20 protein-coding genes are annotated in these 17647 nt (G+C 68.8%); 10 read left to right on the top strand and 10 right to left on the bottom strand.

Translation table 11 applies throughout. The features are described from left to right. From NN4_RS18400 to NN4_RS18425, 6 genes are all read left to right on the top strand, one after another. On the top strand, positions 1-2605 hold a 2605-nt coding region (locus NN4_RS18400; protein ID WP_147132645.1), incomplete at its 5' end, for an ATP-binding protein. A 174-nt stretch (positions 2606-2779) separates the two neighbouring features. After that, positions 2780-3850 (top strand): DUF5336 domain-containing protein, encoded by a 1071-nt coding sequence (locus tag NN4_RS18405; RefSeq protein WP_147132649.1) that lies wholly within the window; start codon positions 2780-2782, stop codon positions 3848-3850. Positions 3851-4004: 154 nt separating this feature from the next. Beyond that, positions 4005-5516 carry a cell division protein PerM gene (locus tag NN4_RS45025; RefSeq protein WP_186818497.1) on the top strand — a complete coding sequence of 504 codons (1512 nt, stop codon included), beginning with the start codon at positions 4005-4007 and terminating at the stop codon, positions 5514-5516. Positions 5517-5575: 59 nt separating this feature from the next. After that, the gene (gene purN, locus NN4_RS18415; protein WP_371865681.1) at positions 5576-6274 is read left to right on the top strand and encodes a phosphoribosylglycinamide formyltransferase; all 699 of its coding nucleotides are present in this window, start codon (positions 5576-5578) and stop codon (positions 6272-6274) included. Beyond that, complete coding sequence (gene purH / locus NN4_RS18420; RefSeq protein WP_147132656.1) at positions 6271-7848, top strand: bifunctional phosphoribosylaminoimidazolecarboxamide formyltransferase/IMP cyclohydrolase; 1578 nt, start codon at positions 6271-6273, stop codon at positions 7846-7848. The genes purN and purH overlap by 4 nt, the downstream gene beginning before the upstream one ends. Positions 7849-8048: 200 nt before the next feature. Then, positions 8049-9614, top strand: a complete 1566-nt coding sequence (locus NN4_RS18425) for a beta-N-acetylhexosaminidase (protein WP_147132659.1) — start codon at positions 8049-8051, stop codon at positions 9612-9614. Positions 9615-9626: 12 nt separating this feature from the next. Here NN4_RS18425 and NN4_RS18430 read toward each other — a convergent pair whose 3' ends face one another. Further along, entirely contained in the window at positions 9627-10088 is a 462-nt protein-coding gene (locus tag NN4_RS18430; protein ID WP_246180939.1) for a hypothetical protein, read from the bottom strand. Positions 10089-10296: 208 nt separating this feature from the next. Between NN4_RS18430 and NN4_RS18435 the strand changes: the two genes are divergently transcribed. Further along, positions 10297-10866: a LysM peptidoglycan-binding domain-containing protein gene (locus NN4_RS18435; RefSeq protein WP_135233456.1), complete on the top strand. Its 570-nt coding sequence runs from the start codon at positions 10297-10299 to the stop codon at positions 10864-10866. A gap of 70 nt (positions 10867-10936) precedes the next feature. On the opposite strand, the gene rpsR is transcribed toward NN4_RS18435, so the two are convergent. From rpsR to rpmB, 4 genes are read right to left on the bottom strand one after another with little or no spacing between them, the layout of a single operon-like run. After that, positions 10937-11191, bottom strand: a complete 255-nt coding sequence (rpsR, locus tag NN4_RS18440; RefSeq protein WP_040738992.1) for a 30S ribosomal protein S18 — start codon at positions 11189-11191, stop codon at positions 10937-10939. A gap of 32 nt (positions 11192-11223) precedes the next feature. Beyond that, on the bottom strand, positions 11224-11529 hold the full coding sequence (rpsN, locus tag NN4_RS18445) for a 30S ribosomal protein S14 (protein WP_147132662.1): 306 nt from the start codon (positions 11527-11529) through the stop codon (positions 11224-11226). 39 nt (positions 11530-11568) lie between these two features. Beyond that, entirely contained in the window at positions 11569-11739 is a 171-nt protein-coding gene (gene rpmG / locus NN4_RS18450; RefSeq protein WP_011211511.1) for a 50S ribosomal protein L33, read from the bottom strand. A gap of 13 nt (positions 11740-11752) precedes the next feature. Continuing rightward, positions 11753-11989 carry a 50S ribosomal protein L28 gene (rpmB, locus tag NN4_RS18455; protein ID WP_107659362.1) on the bottom strand — a complete coding sequence of 79 codons (237 nt, stop codon included), beginning with the start codon at positions 11987-11989 and terminating at the stop codon, positions 11753-11755. A gap of 95 nt (positions 11990-12084) precedes the next feature. Between rpmB and mrf the strand changes: the two genes are divergently transcribed. Genes mrf through rpmF form a run of 3 tightly spaced genes read left to right on the top strand, consistent with a single transcriptional unit; the run spans position 12085 to position 13842 of the window. Next, entirely contained in the window at positions 12085-13407 is a 1323-nt protein-coding gene (gene mrf, locus NN4_RS18460; protein WP_147132665.1) for a ribosome hibernation factor-recruiting GTPase MRF, read from the top strand. Beyond that, positions 13404-13667, top strand: a complete 264-nt coding sequence (locus tag NN4_RS18465; RefSeq protein ID WP_107659360.1) for a type B 50S ribosomal protein L31 — start codon at positions 13404-13406, stop codon at positions 13665-13667. The genes mrf and NN4_RS18465 overlap by 4 nt, the downstream gene beginning before the upstream one ends. Position 13668: 1 nt before the next feature. Then, the gene (gene rpmF / locus NN4_RS18470) at positions 13669-13842 is read left to right on the top strand and encodes a 50S ribosomal protein L32 (RefSeq protein WP_147132668.1); all 174 of its coding nucleotides are present in this window, start codon (positions 13669-13671) and stop codon (positions 13840-13842) included. Positions 13843-14042: 200 nt separating this feature from the next. Here rpmF and NN4_RS18475 read toward each other — a convergent pair whose 3' ends face one another. The 5 genes from NN4_RS18475 to NN4_RS18495 all read right to left on the bottom strand — a co-directional run bounded on the left by NN4_RS18475 (position 14043) and on the right by NN4_RS18495 (position 17646). Beyond that, positions 14043-14267 carry a hypothetical protein gene (locus NN4_RS18475; protein ID WP_107659358.1) on the bottom strand — a complete coding sequence of 75 codons (225 nt, stop codon included), beginning with the start codon at positions 14265-14267 and terminating at the stop codon, positions 14043-14045. Positions 14268-14717: 450 nt separating this feature from the next. Continuing rightward, complete coding sequence (locus NN4_RS18480; protein WP_186818498.1) at positions 14718-15734, bottom strand: glycoside hydrolase domain-containing protein; 1017 nt, start codon at positions 15732-15734, stop codon at positions 14718-14720. A gap of 69 nt (positions 15735-15803) precedes the next feature. Then, positions 15804-16562 (bottom strand): MHYT domain-containing protein, encoded by a 759-nt coding sequence (locus tag NN4_RS18485; protein WP_147132674.1) that lies wholly within the window; start codon positions 16560-16562, stop codon positions 15804-15806. Between the two features lie 90 nt (positions 16563-16652). Further along, complete coding sequence (locus NN4_RS18490; RefSeq protein WP_370465408.1) at positions 16653-17285, bottom strand: GTP-binding protein; 633 nt, start codon at positions 17283-17285, stop codon at positions 16653-16655. Beyond that, positions 17275-17646 (bottom strand): DUF742 domain-containing protein, encoded by a 372-nt coding sequence (locus NN4_RS18495; protein ID WP_107659355.1) that lies wholly within the window; start codon positions 17644-17646, stop codon positions 17275-17277. The genes NN4_RS18490 and NN4_RS18495 overlap by 11 nt, the downstream gene beginning before the upstream one ends. Position 17647 lies beyond the last annotated feature (1 nt).

A 17647-nucleotide genomic window follows, 5' to 3' on the forward strand; every position in this document is an offset into this window, starting at 1 on the left:
CGCGCTGGCCGATCTGCGCACGGTGCCGTTCGCGGCGGCCGAAGGGGAGCGGCTCGATGATTGGCGGCTTTCGCTGACTGTCGCGGGGTTGGAGGCGAACCTGGAACTCGGTGCGGCAGGCGAGGTGGTGACCGAGCTGACCGGTCTGGTCGCCCGGCATCCGCTGCACGAACCGCTGTCGTGTCTGTTGGCGCTGGCGTTGTATCGGACGGGGCGGCAGGCCGACGCGCTGGACCGGCTGGCGCGGCTGCGGCGGGCGTTGTCCGAGGAGCTGGGTGTCGACCCTTCGCCGGATACGGGTGCGCTGGAACTCCGCATCCTGGAACATGATCCGGCGTTGCGTGCGTCGGCGGCCGTGTCGAGTGGTGAGTTGTCCTCGGCCGATCAGGTGGCTTCCGCACCGGGCAGTACGGCCGTCGGCACCAGCGAGTCCGCGCCGGAACCGCGGCGGCGTAGCCTCGCCGCGTCGGTACCGGTGGCGCCGATGACGAGCTTTGTGGGTCGTGGTCGTGAATTCGCCACGCTTACAACGCGTCTCGCGCAGCCCGGCCTGACAACCGTGGTCGGTGTCGCGGGCAGCGGAAAGTCCCGCCTCGCCGCCGAACTCGCGCGCTCGATCGATCGGTCCGGCCGACCGGTCGTCCTGGTCGAGCTGGCACCGCTCGACCGCGCTGACGATGTGTTGCCCGCGGTGGCAGCGGCATTGGCGGCAGGCGAGCTGGCCGCCGACGGGTCGATCGATCCGAACGCCCCGCTGCCGGGGATCATCGATGCGCTCGCCGGGGCCGGCGCGCTACTGGTGCTCGACAATGCGGAGCACGTACTCGAATCAGTGACCGAATTAGTCATGGCAGCAACAGGTTTCAGCATTCTGGTGACCTCGCAGCGGTCGTTGGCGGTACCCGGTGAGTCGGTATATCCGTTGGGCCCGCTGGATCGCAGCGTCGCCGTGGCGCTGTTCATCGAGCGCGCCGGACTGCACGGGCTGGTGACGGCGGCGGAGCGGGACAGCCTGGTAGCCATCTGCGCGGCGGTGGACTGGCTGCCGCTCGGCATCGAGCTGGCCGCCGGTCTCACCAGGACACTGACGATTTCCCAACTGGCCCAACGGATCGACGATCGGGTCCGGCTGCTCGTCGGCGGCGTACGCGGCGTCGCGGGCGGTCGGCACACCAGCCTGCGGGTGGCGCTGGACTGGAGCTACGAGCTGCTCGACGACCGGGAGCAGAAGGTCTTGCGCAGGCTCGGCGTCTTCGCGGGCGGCTGCACCCTGGAGGCCGCCGAGGCGGTGGTGCCGGCCGGCGATCTCGAGCAAGGCGATATCGCACCGGCCATGGTGGATCTGGTGAATAGGAACCTCGTCACCGTCCAGACGGACGGCGCGGCAAGACGTTTTCTGCTCTTGGAGACCGTCCGCGACTACGCGCTGGCCAGGCTGACGGAGGCGCAGGAGGTCGAGCAGCTGCGCGCCGGACACCTGCGTTGGTGCCTGAATCTGGTGCGCACGATCGGAGCACCCGACGGATTCGCCGCCGCCGAGTCGGTCGCCGCGGTATTCGCGGAATGGCCGAACATCCTGGCCGCGTTGGAGCGCGCGCCCGTAACGCCGAGGGCCACAGATGGTTTGCGGCTCGCGGTGGAGATGCATGTGCCTTGGCTGACCAGGGCCTGGTTCCACGAGGCGCAGCGCCACTACGCCGCGCTCACCGAGTCGGCCGAGGTCACCCCATACGAGCTGGCACAGGCCTTGAGCCACTACGGTTTTCATACGTTGATGACCGGCGACCTGGAGGCCGCTGCGGTACAGCTGGCCAAGGCGGGTGAGCTGGCCGCGCCACTCTACGATGCCGAACTCGCTCAAACCGTCCGCTATTACCAGGGCATCGTCGATATCGAACGGTGCAGGCTGCCGGAGGCCGTCGCCCGGCTGCGCGAGGGGGAGCGGCTTGCCGTCCGCGACACCCAGGGTGCCTCGTTCGCCGACGCGCTCGGCACGGCGCTGCTGTATTCGGGACAGCCCGCCGAGGCGCTCGCCGCCTACACCCGATCCAGCGAGGTCGACGCGGCGCACCAGGACGAGCACGGACTCTCCCGTGGCCTGAGCAACCGGGCCAAGGCGCTGCTCGGTCTCGGGCGACTGGACGAGGCACTGGCCACCGCCGAGGAATCCGACCGCTACGCCCGCCGATTGGACGACCGGCAGATCCTGCCGCTGAACGACCTGACCCGCGCCGCCGCCGCATTCGCAGCGGGCAATCTCGACGCGGCCGAGTCGTACTGCCGCGCCGCCCTCGCGCACGAGGCGGACGCGACCGGCCTGGCCCGCGTCGATCTGGCCGACGTGCTGCTGGCCAAGGGCGAAACCGGCGCGGCCGCAACCCTGCTCGACGAGTTCTTCGCGGCCGCACCCGGCGGCGTGCCACTGCTGGCCGCCCGCGCCGTCTCGGTCGCGCTGCTGTTCGCGGAGGGCGACGCCGCGGGCGCGCGGGCGCTGCTCGCCGACGTCCGTGCCGAGTGCGCCGCCGCGGGCTTCGGCTGGCAGCGCTACACGGACCGGCTGTTGCACACCGGCTGTACCGCTGAGACGTGGATGAAGCCGTGCTGAACGGGGCGGAGAGCAGTGCTAGCGGTTGGCAAACGGCCCGCGACCTGGCCGAACCGGGCGGATCAGGTCGTCCGCCCGGTCTGTTGAGGGTGACCCGGGCGGGCGAGTGCAGTAGCGTCAGGTGCAGATCCAGCAGTTGAAGACCACGTATGACTCGACCTAGGAGACGACGACATGTCATACCCGTCCGGGGGCTCCGGGTACAACACACCCGCGCCCTCCACCCCACCCAGCTCCGGTTCGACGGCGACCGGCGCCACTTCCGCCGAGACCGCGTCCGGTGCCGAGGCCAAGGGGCTGCCGTTCTTCCTGGTGGTCGGTGTCGCAGCGCTCGGCGTGCTGAACTTCCTGCTCGGTTTCCTGCCCTACGTCGGCACCAAAGCTGTCGATTTCGGCGGCGCCCGGGTGGCGAACAGTGAGACCGCGAGCCTGTTCGAGGCGGGTGGCGCGGCCCTGCTCGGCCTGCTGCTGCTCGGCGGCCTGCTCGCCGCGCTGTCGGTGCTGCCCAAGCAGAGCTGGACGGGTGCGGCCGCTGCGGCCTCCGTCGCGGGCTTCCTCGCGCTGGCGCTGCACTCGTTCACCCTCTCCGACGGCATCGAGCTGAAGTGGGGCGCGTTCGCTCTGCTCGTGCTCGCCTTCGTGCAGGCCGCGCTCGCGGTCGGCGCGGTGCTGTTCGAGTCGGGCATCGTCAAGGCGCCCGCGCCGCGGCCGGCCAGCCAGCCGGGCTTCAACCAGAGCGGCTACGGCCAGCAGCAACAGTCCTCGTTCTCCGCGTTCGGGCAGAACCAGCCCGGCTACGGCCAGGGCCAGCCGGGCCAGCCGGGGCAGCCCTACGGCCAGCAGTCGCCCTACGGCCAGCAGCCCGGTTACGGTGCGGGGCAGCAGGCTTCGCCGTACGGCCAGAGCCAGCCGAGCCAGCCCACCTACGGTCAGCAGGGCCAGGCCTACGGTCAGCCCGGATACGGCCAGCAGCCGCCGACCACGGCTTTCGGTGGGCCGCAGCAGGGTTCGCCGTACGGTGCGCCGAGCCAGGCGCAGCAGCCGCGCCCGGACGAGAACGCCACCCAGCACTTCGGCTCCGCGCAGCAGCCTGCCCAGCAGTCGCCGTACGGTTCGTCGAACTACGCGCAGCCGGGCCAGCAGAGCGCGCAGCAGCAGCCGGGCCAGCCGTTCGGCGGCGAGCAGGGCGGCGATCCGTCGGCCGACGCCACCCAGGCCTTCCGCCCGTCCGACGACAACAAGTAGCAGCAGTTCCCCGGCGCGGGCCATCCGGCGCGCCTGACCCGCTCGTGCCGGGGGAGCTGCCACGCTGAATTGTCATGAGTGAGCGTCAGCGAGTGAATCAGGGATGCAGCGCGCCTGAGCGCACGACGGAGCCGAGCGGTCCCGAGGCGGCCTCGTGAATTCGTCCAGAAACTCCCTCGTCCGCCGGACCGGCGGCGCGCGCCAGGTGCCCGAGCCGCCCGAGCCCGACGAGACCGGGTTTCTGTCGCTGACCCCGGAGCGCGCCAGGGTGCTCGTCCTGGTCGCCGGGCGTCCGACGACCTACGCGCTCGCCGCCATCATCGTGCTCGTCCTCGCCACGCTGCTGACCTCGGGCAGCAACCTCGCCGGTACCTCGGGCGCGATCGCCGCGGGATGGCTTGGTGTGCACCAGGTTCCGCTGGTGATCGGCAAGACCTCGCTCGGCCTGCTGCCGCTGTTGCCGACCGCGCTGGTGCTCTGGCTGGCGGGGCGGGAATGCGCCCGCGCCGTCGAACCCGACTGCACGCGGGCCGATCTGGGCTGGATAGTCGGCGCGGCACTGGGCGGACCACTGCTGATCACCGCCATCTGTCTCGCGGTCGCCGAGGATGCGTCCGGTGTCGTCGCGCTGCAACCGCCGAACACCCTCGCCGCGTTCGCCTGGGTATTCGGGTTGTATCTGATTGCCGCGGTGGGCGGTATCGCGACCAGGAACCGGCGTGAGCTGTTCGTCCTGCTTCGCCTGCCCGAGTGGGCGATCTCCGGTCTGTACGGCGCGGGCCGGGCGATGCTCCGGCTGCTCGGCTGCGCCGCGGCGCTGGTCGTTCTCTCGTTCCTGGTGCACATTCCGCGAGTCGGGGACACCTATCAAGGGGCGGGCAATGTCGCCGGGGTGCTCGGGCTGACCCTGCTCTCGCTGGCCTACCTGCCGAATCTGGTGGTGCAGGCGGTCGGCGTGCTCGTCGGCTCCAGCGCGCAGATCGGTGCCGCCTCGTTCGGCGTGTTCTCCGTTGCCGGCGGCCCGATTCCGGCCGTGCCGTTGATGGCGGCGGTGCCGACCGGACCGGCCGCGGGCTGGTGGCCGGTGCTACTGCTGATCCCCGCCGCGGTCGGCGTGCTCGGCGGGCTCGACCTCGCCCGGAGCTCCACCGACCGGATCGACGCGCCCTGGGCGACCCTGTGCTCGGCGGCGCTGGCCACCGTCGGCTTGCTGCTGCTCGGCGTCGTCGCGGGCGGTGAGCTCGGCACCTTCGGCCGGATCGGGCTCGATGTGCCCGTCTTCGCCGTGGTCACCTTCGCGTGGCTGGCCATTCCGGGTTACGTCGGGCTGGCGTTCGCGCGTTGGTTCCTCGTCCCGGTCGGGACCGCACCCGACGACTACGCCGACCCGTACGACGAAGACGACGACTACTACGCCGACGACAATTACGCGGACGACGATTACTACCCCGACGACGAGTACACCGACCACCGCGACTACTTCGAGGACGACTACGCCGACTACGACGGCGCGGACCTGGAAGTCGAACTGGACGGCGAACTCGTCGAGGAACAAACCGCCATCGACGCCGTGCGTGCGCCCGGTGCGAATACCACACCGGACATCGTCGATGCCGAGGTGGTCGAGGCGGACCTGCCGGAAAGTGGCCGGGTCGAGGGTCGTTAGGCTCTATCGCGGCGGAGCTCTTCCGTCCGCCATCCGGATCGACTCGCAGGAGTAGAGCCCTGAGCTCACCCACCCCGCCGGCCCCGCCGGCTGCCGACCCCAGCCCGTCGCCGCTCGCCGCGTGGACACCCGCCGCGGCCCCGGCGACCGTGGTCGTGCTCGCCTCGGGCGCCGGTTCGCTGTTGCGCGCACTGCTCGATGCGGCCGCCGCCGCGGACTTTCCGGCGAAGATCGTCGCGGTCGGCGTCGACCGCGGGTGCGCGGCCACCGAACACGCCGACGCCGCGGGTGTACCGCACTTCAAGGTGGCGCTGAAGGACTTTCCCGATCGTGGCGTATGGGATGTCGCGCTGACCGACGCGGTCGCGAGTTACGCACCCGACCTGGTGGTCTCCGCCGGGTTCATGAAGATCCTCGGCCCGACCTTTCTCGGCCGGTTCGGCGGCCGGATCATCAACACCCACCCCGCGCTGCTGCCCGCGTTCCCCGGCGCGCACGGGGTGCGCGACGCGCTTGCATACGGGGTGCGGGTCACCGGCTCGACCGTGCACCTGGTCGACGCGGGCGTCGACACCGGGCCGATCCTCGCGCAGGAGGCGGTGCCGGTGCTACCCGAGGACGACGAGGCGAGTTTGCACGAGCGCATCAAGGTTGTCGAAAGGCGGTTGCTGGCGCAGGTCGTCGCCGCCGTCGCGACGCGGGGCATTGTTTCCGACGGACGAAAGGCAGTTATCCCGAATGAGCGAGTTCTCCGGTGAGTGAGCGTAAGGCGATCAAAAGGGCGCTGGTGAGCGTCTACGACAAGACGGGCCTCATCGAGCTGGCGACCGGCCTGCACGCCGCGGGCATCGAGCTGGTGTCCACCGGCTCGACCGCGGGCAAGATCGCCGACGCGGGCATCCCGGTGACCAAGGTCGAGGAGCTCACCGGCTTCCCGGAGACCCTCGACGGCCGGGTGAAGACGCTGCACCCCAGGGTGCATGCGGGCATCCTCGCCGACACCCGCAAGCCGGAGCACGTCGAGCAGCTGGTCGAGCTCGGCGTCGAGGCGTTCCAACTGGTGGTGGTGAACCTGTACCCGTTCACCGAGACCGTGGCCAGCGGCGCGAGCCCGGACGAGTGCGTCGAGCAGATCGACATCGGCGGTCCGTCGATGGTGCGCGCCGCGGCGAAGAACCACCCCTCGGTGGCGGTGGTCGTCGACAGCGGTGACTACGACGAGGTGCTCGGCGCGGTGAAGTCCGGCGGCTTCACGCTGGCGGAGCGGACCGCGTTGGCGGCCAAGGCTTTTCAGCACACCGCGAGCTATGACGTCGCGGTCGCGAGCTGGCTGACGAACACGCTGGTGCCCGGGGCGACCGAGCGCGAGCAGGCGGCCGACGAGCTGTTCCCGGCCTGGCTCGGTGGCACCTGGGAGCGCGCCGCGGTGCTGCGCTACGGCGAGAACCCGCACCAGGCGGCGGCGCTGTACACCAACAACGACGGTGGCCTCGGCCTCGCGCAGGCCCAGCAGTTGCACGGCAAGGAGATGTCGTACAACAACTACACCGATGCCGATGCGGCCTGGCGGGCCGCCTATGACCACACCGCGCCGACGGTCGCAATCATCAAGCACGCCAACCCTTGTGGCATCGCGATCGGCGCCGACATCGCCGAGGCGCACCGCAAGGCGCACGCCTGCGACCCGGTGAGCGCGTTCGGCGGCGTGATCGCGGCCAACCGGACGGTCACCGTGGAGATGGCCGAGCAGGTCGCGGAGATCTTCACCGAGGTGATCGTGGCCCCGGCCTACGCCGACGGTGCGGTGGAAGTGTTGCAGCGCAAGAAGAATGTGCGCATCCTGATCGCCGAGCCGCCGCGGCGCGCGGGCGCCGAGCTGCGCCCGATCAGCGGCGGCGCACTGTTGCAGCAGCGCGACATCCTCGACGCCGCGGGCGACGACCCGGCCAACTGGACGCTGGCCGCGGGCGAGGCAGCCGACGCCGAAACCCTCGCCGATCTCGAATTCGCTTGGCGCGCTTGCCGTGCCGTGAAGTCCAACGCGATCCTGCTCGCGCACGACGGCGCCTCGGTCGGCGTCGGCATGGGTCAGGTCAACCGGGTGGACGCGGTGCAGCTGGCCGTGCAGCGCGCCGGTGACCGCGCCAAGGGCTCGGTCGCGGCCTCCGACGCGTTCTTCCCGTTCCCGGACGGCCCGCAGCAGCTCGTGCAGGCCGGTGTCCGCGCGATCGTGCAGCCCGGCGGCTCGGTCCGTGATCAGGAAACCATCGACCTGGCCCGGGAGGCCGGAGTGACGCTGTACCTGACGGGGTCTCGCCACTTCGCGCACTGAGCTGAGCGACTTCGAACGCCACGTCGGTTCACCGACGTGGCGTTCGGCGTTCGGGGGCCTACATGGCGGCGGTGATGGCAGTGTGGCCGGGGCGTCGGGTGCCGGTCGGCTGGACGACGGAGCGGTTGTCGACGTGGCGGCCAGCGGTGCCGGATCGCGGATGAGCGTGCTGTTCGCGCTTGGTTTCGTACAGTGACCGCATGTCGATTCGTGCGGTGGCTGCCAGGGTGGTCGCGATGGTCGCTGCGGTGGCGATGACGCTCAGTGGTCAGCATTCGGCCGGGGCGGAGGCGGGACCGCCGCAGACGCTGCCCACGCTGAAGGCTTGGGAGCCCGGCAGGGGAGCGTTCTCCCTCGGCCCGCAAACGCGGGTGGTCTACACGCACGATGGTTTGCGCGACACCGCAACGGAGTTCGCCGCCGGGTTGCAATCGTTCACGGGCAATAGTGTTGTCGCGCAGGCAGGTTCAACTGGTAGCGCCGGTGACATCGTACTGAGCGTCGGGCCGGTACCGGGTGCACCGGAAACCCCTGAGGCTTACCGCATTTCGATCGGCGAAACCCTCGACCTACGCGGAGCCGACCTCGCCGGCGCGTTTTACGCAACCAGCTCGACCCTGCAACTGCTGCGGCAGCGCAACGAGCTGCCTGGCGGCACCGTGACGGATTGGCCGCAGTACCGCGAACGCAGCCTGATGCTGGACGTCGGCCGCGAGTTCATGCCGATCGACCTGCTACGCGCGCAGATCCGCCGCATGGGCTACCTCAAGCTGAACCTGCTGCACCTGCATCTCTCGGACACCTACGGCTTCCGCCTGGAAAGCGAACGGCACCCTGAAATCACTGCCGCGCAGCACTATTCGAAGCAGGACATCCGCGACCTGATCGAGTACGCGGCAAGATATCAGGTCGAGATCGTGCCGGAGGTCGACTTCCCCGGCCACATGAACGGCATCCTGGCCGCGCACCCCGACCTGAAGCTGCGCAGCGCGAACGGGCGAATCTCCGACGCGGCCATCGACATCGCGAATCCGCGCGCCTACGACCTGATGCGCGACATCCTCGAGGAGTTCCTGCCGCTGTTCCCCGGCCGCTACTGGCATCTCGGCGCGGACGAGTTCCTGCTCGACGGTGCCCGCGTCGCGAGTTACGACGAATACCCGCAGCTCGGCGCGTACGCACGCACCACCTACGGTCCGCAGGCACAGCCGGTGGACGCGTTCCTCGGCCTGATCAACTGGGGCGCGGATATCGTCCGTGCGCACGGCAAGCGGCCGCGCGTATGGAATGACGGATTGCACACCGGCGCGGGCACCCTGGCCATCGGCGCCGACATCGTCGTCGACTACTGGAGCCGGGCGGGCATCCCGCAGCTGCCCCTGCCGTACTTCGGCAGTGCCCGCAGCCCAGCCGATCTCATCACCGCGGGCCACGAGATCAGGAATGCCGCGTTCACGCCGACCTACTACGTGACCGGCGGGCCGACGGCGGTGGGCAACGTGCCACCGCCCATCGCTTACCAGTTGTGGGACCCCACTCTGTTCGTGGACGGCACCCGCCTGACACCGGCACAGAACACCCGCAATCTCGGCTCGGGTCTGTTCGTCTGGTGTGACGACCCGACGGCGCAGACACCGGACGAGATCGCGGCCGCCATCACGATGCCGCTGCGGGTGACGGCACAGCAGACCTGGGGTCCACCGCAAGCGATCAGCTATCCCGAGTTCGCGGCCTTGGCCGATGCCGTGGGCGAACCCGCGTCGTAGCGCGCCCGCCGCTTAGACCGCGCTCAGGACTTGCCGGTTGCCCAAAGGTGCCTTCAGCGACAGCTCGAGCGTGCCGAACACCGCGTTCATGGTGCACATCCGGCCGACCGCGTCGGCCCGGGTGCCGGAGCGCAGCTCGACGGTGACCGTCGAATCAGTCTCGCGCACAGTGGCGTCCACGCCGTAGCATTCCGGCGTGCCGGTCTGGAAGTTGACCGCGATCCGGTCGTCTGCCAGCCGCGTCCAGGAGTCGAACGCGATCGGGCGCGCGTTCACGATGGCCGGGTCGGCCGTGAACGGGCGGCCGCTGTTGCCGCCGGTGTCCTGGGTGGGGGTGCTCGGCGCGGCACTCGTCGTCGTGCTTGTTTTCGGTTGTGGCGCAGCGTCATCCGAACCGCCACACCCCGCCGCGGCGAGGCACCCGAGCACAACGGCAACAGCTGCGGCGGCGCGCCCGCCCGACATCCGAGTCATGCCACAACACTAGTGGGCGCGGCCGCCGCCATCTCACACGGAACATGACACGGCAATAGGACACACCCCACAGTGAACTTTCGGCGAACCGTGCGCGTAATCCCTACGTAACCCGCGTCAGAGCAGTATCTTCGGCCTAGATGCCCGCCTGTGTTTGCGGCGCGCGTCGATTGTCGGATGCTCTTCAGAATCTTCGAAAGGAAGTACCGTGGGCGACACACTGCGCGTAGGCGAAGAACTCGGACTGGGGCAGTCCCTGCAGGGTGGTGCTTACACCCTTACGTTGCAGGACGACGGCAACCTCGTGCTGGCCGAGCCGGGCGGAAATGTGGTGTGGTCCACCCTGACTCACAACCAGGGTGTCGAGCGCGCGACCCTGCAGGACGACGGCAACTTCGTGCTGTACAAGGGCGAGGGTTCGGCCTGGTCCACCGAGACCAATGGCAAGGACGCGGACCGGCTGGTCGTGCAGGCCGACCGCAATGTGGTGCTGTACGGCAAGGACGGCAGCGCGCTGTGGGCCTCCGACACCAAGACCGACAACCCGTTGCAGGCGCCCGAGCCGGAGCCGGTCGCCGAGGCCCCTGCCGCCGAAGAGGTTCCGCCGCCGCCCGCGGCCCCCGCCGCGCAGACCTACACGGTCGAGCCGGGTGACACCCTGTGGGCGATCGCCGAGCGCTTCTACGGTGACGGCAACCGTTACCAGGAGATCGCGAACGCCAGCGGCATCGACAACCCGGACGCGATCAACCCGGGCCAGGTGCTGACCATCCCGTAACTCGTTGCGGCGCAAGACAAAAGTGGGACCCCGAGCGATCGGGGTCCCACTTTTTCGTGCGGCGGTGTGCCTACCGACTGGTGAAGGGCAGCAACGCCATTTCGCGGGCGTTCTTCACCGCGACGGCGACCTGCCGCTGCTGCTGTGGGGTGAGCCCGGTGACCCGGCGGCTGCGAATCTTGCCGCGGTCGGAGATGAACGTCCGCAGCAGGTTGACGTCCTTGTAGTCGACCTTCTCGATGCCTGCGGCAATGAGCGGGTTCTTCTTCGGACGGCGGGCCTGTTCGGCGCGAACCTTCTTCGACGGTGCTCGCTTGACTGCCATATACGGATCCTTCGTACGAGAACGGTGGTTGTCTACCAGCTCGATTTGCGCACACCGGGCAACTCGCCCCGGTGGGCCATCTCGCGCACACGCACACGGGACAATCCGAACTTCCGGAGGTGACCGCGCGGTCGTCCGTCAGCGGCGTCCCGATTGCGCAATCGTACCGGACTGGCGTCCCGCGGCTGTCGTTGCAGCTCAGCGAGGGCTTCGGCCCGGTCGGCGTCGGACGTGGCCGGCTTGCGGATGAGCTCCTTCAGCTCGGCCCGGCGCTCGGCGTAGCGCGCGACGACGACGGCCCGCTGCTCGTTGCGGGCGATCTTCGACTTCTTCGCCATCTCAGCGCTCCTCCGGAAAGACGTTGTGCGGCATTCTGTTCACCGCTCCTCGCGGAAATCGACGTGCTTGCGCACGACGGGGTCGTACTTGCGCAGCACCATCCGGTCCGGATCGTTGCGGCGGTTCTTCCTGGTCACATACGTGTAGCCGGTGCCCGCGGTGGACTTCAGCTTGACGATCGGCCTGAGTTCGGTCGATTTGGACGCCATCGGTTTCTCCTCGTCAGATCTTGTCGCCGCGGGCCCGGATCCTGGCCACCACGGCCTCGATCCCGTCCCGGTCGATGGTCTTGATGCCCTTGGCCGAGACGGTCAGCGTGACGCGCCTGCCCTCGCTGGGCAGGAAGTAGGTCTTGCGCTGGATGTTGGGGTTCCAGCGGCGGTTGGTCCGCCTGTGTGAGTGCGAGACGGACTTGCCGAACCCGGGCTTACGCCCGGTGACCTGGCAGTGGGCCGACATACGGGCTCCCTCCGGTAGATGACAATCATTTTCGACAACGATTGATCGACAATGTACCGTTGCCCTGACGCAAATGAAAATCGTTATCGAAAGGGGTGCTGTCCGTGGTCCCATCGGAGACCGACCGGCGAACACCGGTCGTGGTGCTCGCGGGATTCGCCGGGCCCGCCGCGGCGGGCGCCGAGTACGCGGCGACCGCGCTGTGCCAGGAAGCGCCCGGCACCGTGGTCGTCCATCACGACCTGAAACAACTGAACGAGGGCATCGTGCACCGCACGGTGCGCAGCGCGACCTACGAGACGTCCGACGTGCTCGAACTCGCGCACGGCTGTGTCTCCTGCACCCTGCGGATCGACCTGCTGCCGCTGCTGCGCACGCTGGCCGCGCGGGACTCGGTCGAGCGCATCGTGCTGGCGCTGGATCCGGCCTTCGAGGCCGAGGCGGTCTGTCACGCCATCGAACACGTTGTGGTGGAAGGCATTCTGGGCCGGGTCGACGGGCCGGCCGGACGGGACGTACGCATAGACGCGGTGCTGACGTTCCTGGACGCGAGCGCGTGGCTGGCCGACGCCACGGGCGAGGACACGCTCGCCGAGCGCGGCCTCGCCCGTGCCGACGACGAGCGGACGGTGGCGCAGCTGGCCGTCGGTCAGGTCGAATTCGCCGACGCGGTAGTCGCATTGGGGCCTGCGACGCCGGGCGCCGAGGTCGAGCGCGGCAAGCTCGGTGCGGTGCTGGCCAGGCTGGTCCCCGACGCGCCGGTGGCCTGGGTGGACGATCCGCAGACGATCACCGCGGCCCGGATCGAGGAGCTGCTGTCGCGCATTCCCGCGCACTCGCGCCGCGGCCGGGTATTCGACGCGCATGCTCCGCTGCTGCGCGGCCAGCCGCCGCTCACCAGCGATTACGGTGTGGCCCTGCTGGAATTCGCGGCAAGCAGGCCGTTCCACCCCGGCCGCCTGCACGAGGCGCTCGACGTGCTGTTCGACGGTGTGGTGACCGCTCGCGGCCGTATGTGGCTGGCCACCCAGCCCGACGAGGTGGCCTGGCTGGAGTCCGCGGGCGGCGGCCTGCGCGTCGGCAGCGCGGGCCGCTGGCTGGCGGCGATGTCGGAAGCCGAACTCGCGCAGGCGGATCCGGACCGGCGGGCGATGGCCGCGCTGCGCTGGGACGACCAATTCGGCGACCGGGACATCTCGCTGGTGATCCTGGTGCACGACGCCGACCCCAACGAGATCCGCGAGGCGCTGCACTGGGCGCTGGTGGAGGACGACGAGCTGCGCCTGGTCGAACGCGCGCCCGAACGAGTCGCGCTGTGGGAGGACCCGTTCGGCGCCTGGCACGCCGATCCGTGCGAGAGCACCGAGTCGACGCTGCCCATCGAAGACGTGAAAAGCCCGAGAGGAGAGGCGAAATGAAATCAGGAATCCATCCGGACTACCACCCGGTGGTGTTCGAGGACGCGGGCACCGGCAAGCAGTTCCTCACCCGGTCGACCGCGACCAGCACGCGCACCGTGCAGTGGTCGGACGGCAACACCTATCCGCTGCTGATGGTCGACGTGACCTCGGACTCGCACCCATTCTGGACCGGCGCGCACCGCGTGCTGGACAGCCAGGGCCGGGTGGAGAAGTTCGAGCGCAAGTACGGCAAGCGCGCGCGACGCGGGGAGGGCTGAGATGGCGGTTCCGAAGCGGAAGATGTCGCGGTCCAATACCCGCAGCAGGCGCGCGCAGTGGAAGGCGACGCCGCCGGATCTGGTGCCGGTGACCGTCGCCGGCGTGGTGCACAGGGTGCCGCGCCGACTGGTCGCGGCGGTGCGACGCGGGCTCATCGATCTAGACCGGATCTGAGGCCCGCTGCCGTGGTGGTCATCAAGCGCCAGAGATTCGGCTCCAGATGACCACCACGCGCGAGGCTTTCGAGTGCCGTTCGCGGCCCGGCTCGTGTCTCAGTGGCCGATGCGCATGCGACGTAGTCGCGAGCAGCGGTCGCTGAGACGCGAGCCACAAAGGGGCCGCGAACACGCCGCGCCGAAGGCGTGGCCGATAATTCAGCCTTCCTTGTCGGCGAGGTCCGCGAGGGTCGCGGCGAGCCGGAAGTACTTGTTGTTGGCCAGGTCGGCGATCGTCTTGATCTTGAGCGCCTCCAGCAGCTGCTTGTCGTGCGCTTCGGTGAGACCGGCGAGGGCCGAGGGCGGAGCGGAGAGGATTTCGTTCAGCGACTTGTTCTCGTACGCCTTGTCGAGAGCCTTGTCGAGCACCACGTTGACGGCCATGCGAACTCCTTCGAACGAACCTGGATGTGCGGCGCTCAGTGAACGCCATGTGCCAGCCGACGATAACTCGGACGGTGCTGTTGCGGGTGACGAACGCGCCGGGCCGGGGTCGAACGGCCGATCCGGCCGTCGCGCCGGGTTGATGGCCGACTTTCGTTAGGTACCCTGAACAAATGGCAATCCGACAGCTAACGGCCTGTTCGGAGCTACGTTGCAACCTCGTGCACGATCAGATTGCGACCCGGTAGCTACCAGGCGAAATACGTACTGATGGTTGGTTTTTGGGCAGCGGAAAAGTCTCCCGGAAGTGATGCGGTCGTGTCCTGGCCCCGGTACCCTCGTGCACGAGGGCGGGTTCTCCCGGTTTCCGAGAGAACCCGCTCATCGCCAACATTCCGGCCGCGGCACCGCCGCTCCGCCCCTGCGGAACAACAGCCCGCACGAGCCGACTCATCGCTTCGCCCGCGAATCCAGCTCATCACTACTGGATGTGTGCTGCGTACCCCCACCCTGCCCCGGCAAACCGGGCAGATCGGGCAACATCGACTCCAATCGCGCCAACTGCTCACCCACCAAGTTCGCGGGCCCCTCGACCAACGACAGCGGCCACGGCCACCGCCGGCCGCACGATCGTTCCACCTGCTCGGTCAGATCGGCGGTGGTCGCCTCCAATTCGCTGATCTCGGTGCGCAATTCACCGACCTCGTCCTCCAGCTCGCTGATCCGGGCCAACGCGGCCGCCACGCCGTCCACCAGCGTGCGATTACGGCCCTGCTCGTCGGTGCCCAGCTGCGGCCAGCCCGACAGGCCCGGCCCGCGCAACTGGATCTGGATATCGCGCAGCACTGCTTCTTGCTCCGGCGTCACGTCCGCCTCCTCGGCAAAATCCCACTGACCGAAATCGGTTGTCTCGGCTACGTTCAGGTCGCAGACCACGCCACCGACGACCGGCTGGCGCAATGTCTGATGAATATTGCGCCGTGTCTCCACATTGCCGCCAGACCAGGCATCGGTCTGCCAAGCCCAGGTGGCGCTGCCCGAATCCAGCGCGCGGCTCACCGACCAATACCCGCCGTAGATACCGACATTCGCGCGACCGAGCACGGTCGCGGCGCCGTCGAGATAGGCATTGATCCGCTGCTGATCCTGCGGCGTCGCGTCGAAATCGGCGGAAAAGTAGATGGGGCGATCCTGCCTGCCACCGCAGCGCAGCACCTGCGCCAAGCCCGCCCGCGCATCGACGACCCCGGCACCGTAGCCGTCCAGCATCCTGGCCGCGGTGGTCTCCCAGTTCGACGCGATCGACACACCGTGTGCGCGTAGATCATCCGCCTCGGCCGGGGTCAGCAACTTGCCTGGCAGAGTGGGACCACCGTCGGACAGATACCGGACCACGAAGTCGAAACCCGCCGCGCGGATCGCCGCACCCCCCGGCCGACCCCCGGCGTAGTCGAGACCGAAACGCATATCTCTCACTGTAAATCGGGTCGACAGGGAATTCGGCGGCATTGCCGAACCCTGGCCACCCGAATCAGCTCAGAACGCGGAACTCGGCGCGGGCGCCCGCACGGGAATCGACGTACGCCGGTCCGGCGCGATCAGGATCGCACTGATCGGGACGGCCAGCGACAGCATGCCGACCACGAACGCGGGCACGAAGAAACCGAACAGATCCTCACCGGGCGGCGTCGCGCTGGTCGTCGCGAGATCGACCTCCAGCCCGAGCAGATCGGTGTAGTGCATGCCGGTGATCCCGGCCGCGAACACCACCGCCGCGCCGATCAGCAGCGACAACGGCCGCCTCGGCTGGGTGAACCACAGGGTGGCTGCCGACACCGCGACCGCGATCGCCACCGCGCCGGCGAACAGCAGCGGAGCCAGCGTGGTCGAACCCTGAATGTGCATGGAGTCCAAGGCCAGGAAGTGCGTCAGGCCGAAACCACCGCCCATGATCGCCGCGGCGCCGATCAGGCGCGCGACGTTCAACGTCCGGCCCATGATGGCCAGCGCGGCCCACACCGCGAGCACCGAGATCACCGCTCCCGCGGCGACACTCCACACGTCGTAGCGGACCAGGCTGCCCGGCACCGTGACACCGAGCATCGAGACGAACACCGGTAGCCAGACCCCGACCCCGCCGATCGAGATCGCCGCGGACGCCTGCCACACCACCCGGAACTTCGAGGTCACCGAGCGGGTCGAATGCTGGATGCAGCTGAAGCCGACCAGCGCACCGACCACGGAAACCGCAACGGACAGACCGATGATCCAGTAACCCATGCTGAAGTAGGTCACGACTGCACCTCGCTGACGCTCGGCTCCGTCGTGCCCAAGGGCCTGTGCCTCTGGTTCGCTCGCTGACGCTCCCTCACGACTCCGCCTCGCTCACAGCACCGCCTGTTCCTGCTCCCGCTCCTGCGCGGCGAGGCGTTGGATGGCGTACTCGGTCACCGCAGCCAGCGACTGGCGCACCTCGTTGGCGTTGCGCGCGTCGATATCCACGATCGGCACACTCTCGCGCACCGCGAGCGCCTCGCGCAGTTCGGCGATCGGGAAGCGGGGTGCGTTCGGAAAACGGTTGACCGCGACCAGGAACGGCAGCTGACGCGCCTCGAAGAAGTCGACCGCCGCGAAGCTGTCCTCCAGCCTGCGGGTATCGATCAGCACCACGGCGCCGATCGCACCGCGGATCAGGTCGTCCCACATGAACCAGAAGCGCCGCTGGCCGGGCGTGCCGAACAGGTACAGCGCCAGGTTGCCCGGCAGGATGATCCGGCCGAAATCCATGGCCACCGTGGTGGTTTCCTTCTCCGGCGTATCGGCGAGGTCGTCGATGCCGTCGGAGAACCGGGTCACCATGGCCTCGGTGCGCAACGGAACGATCTCGGACACCGCGCCGACAAATGTTGTCTTACCTACCCCGAAACCACCCGCCACCACGATCTTCGTGGACGCGGTCCGATTGTCCCCGTCGGCCTGGCCGGGGTTGGTGTCGGGCCCGATCTTCTTATAGGGCACGGAGTCCACGCAAAGTCCTCTCCATCAAAGAACGGCGCTCGTCGAAACTCGCCTCGTCAGTCAGTGTCGAATGCAGACGCACAATGCCGTCTACCACGAGGTCACCGATCATCACCCGGATCATGCCGAGCGGACGATCCAAGTGAGCGGCGATCTCGGCGACGGAAAGCCGGTGTGTCCCGAGCCGAAGGATATCCGTGCGGACATCACCGGTGGGCCAGTCGAGATGCGCAGTGTAGGACAGGGTCTCGATGACCGCTTCCAGCGGCAGGTCGACCGCGGGCTCGGTTCGCCCGGAGGTCAGGGCATAGGGTCGGACGCGCGTGGTCGGTCGGGGTCCAGGTCCGTAGGGATTGGACATC

The sequence above is a fragment of the Nocardia ninae NBRC 108245 genome, assembly GCF_007990755.1.
Lineage (GTDB): Bacteria > Actinomycetota > Actinomycetes > Mycobacteriales > Mycobacteriaceae > Nocardia > Nocardia ninae.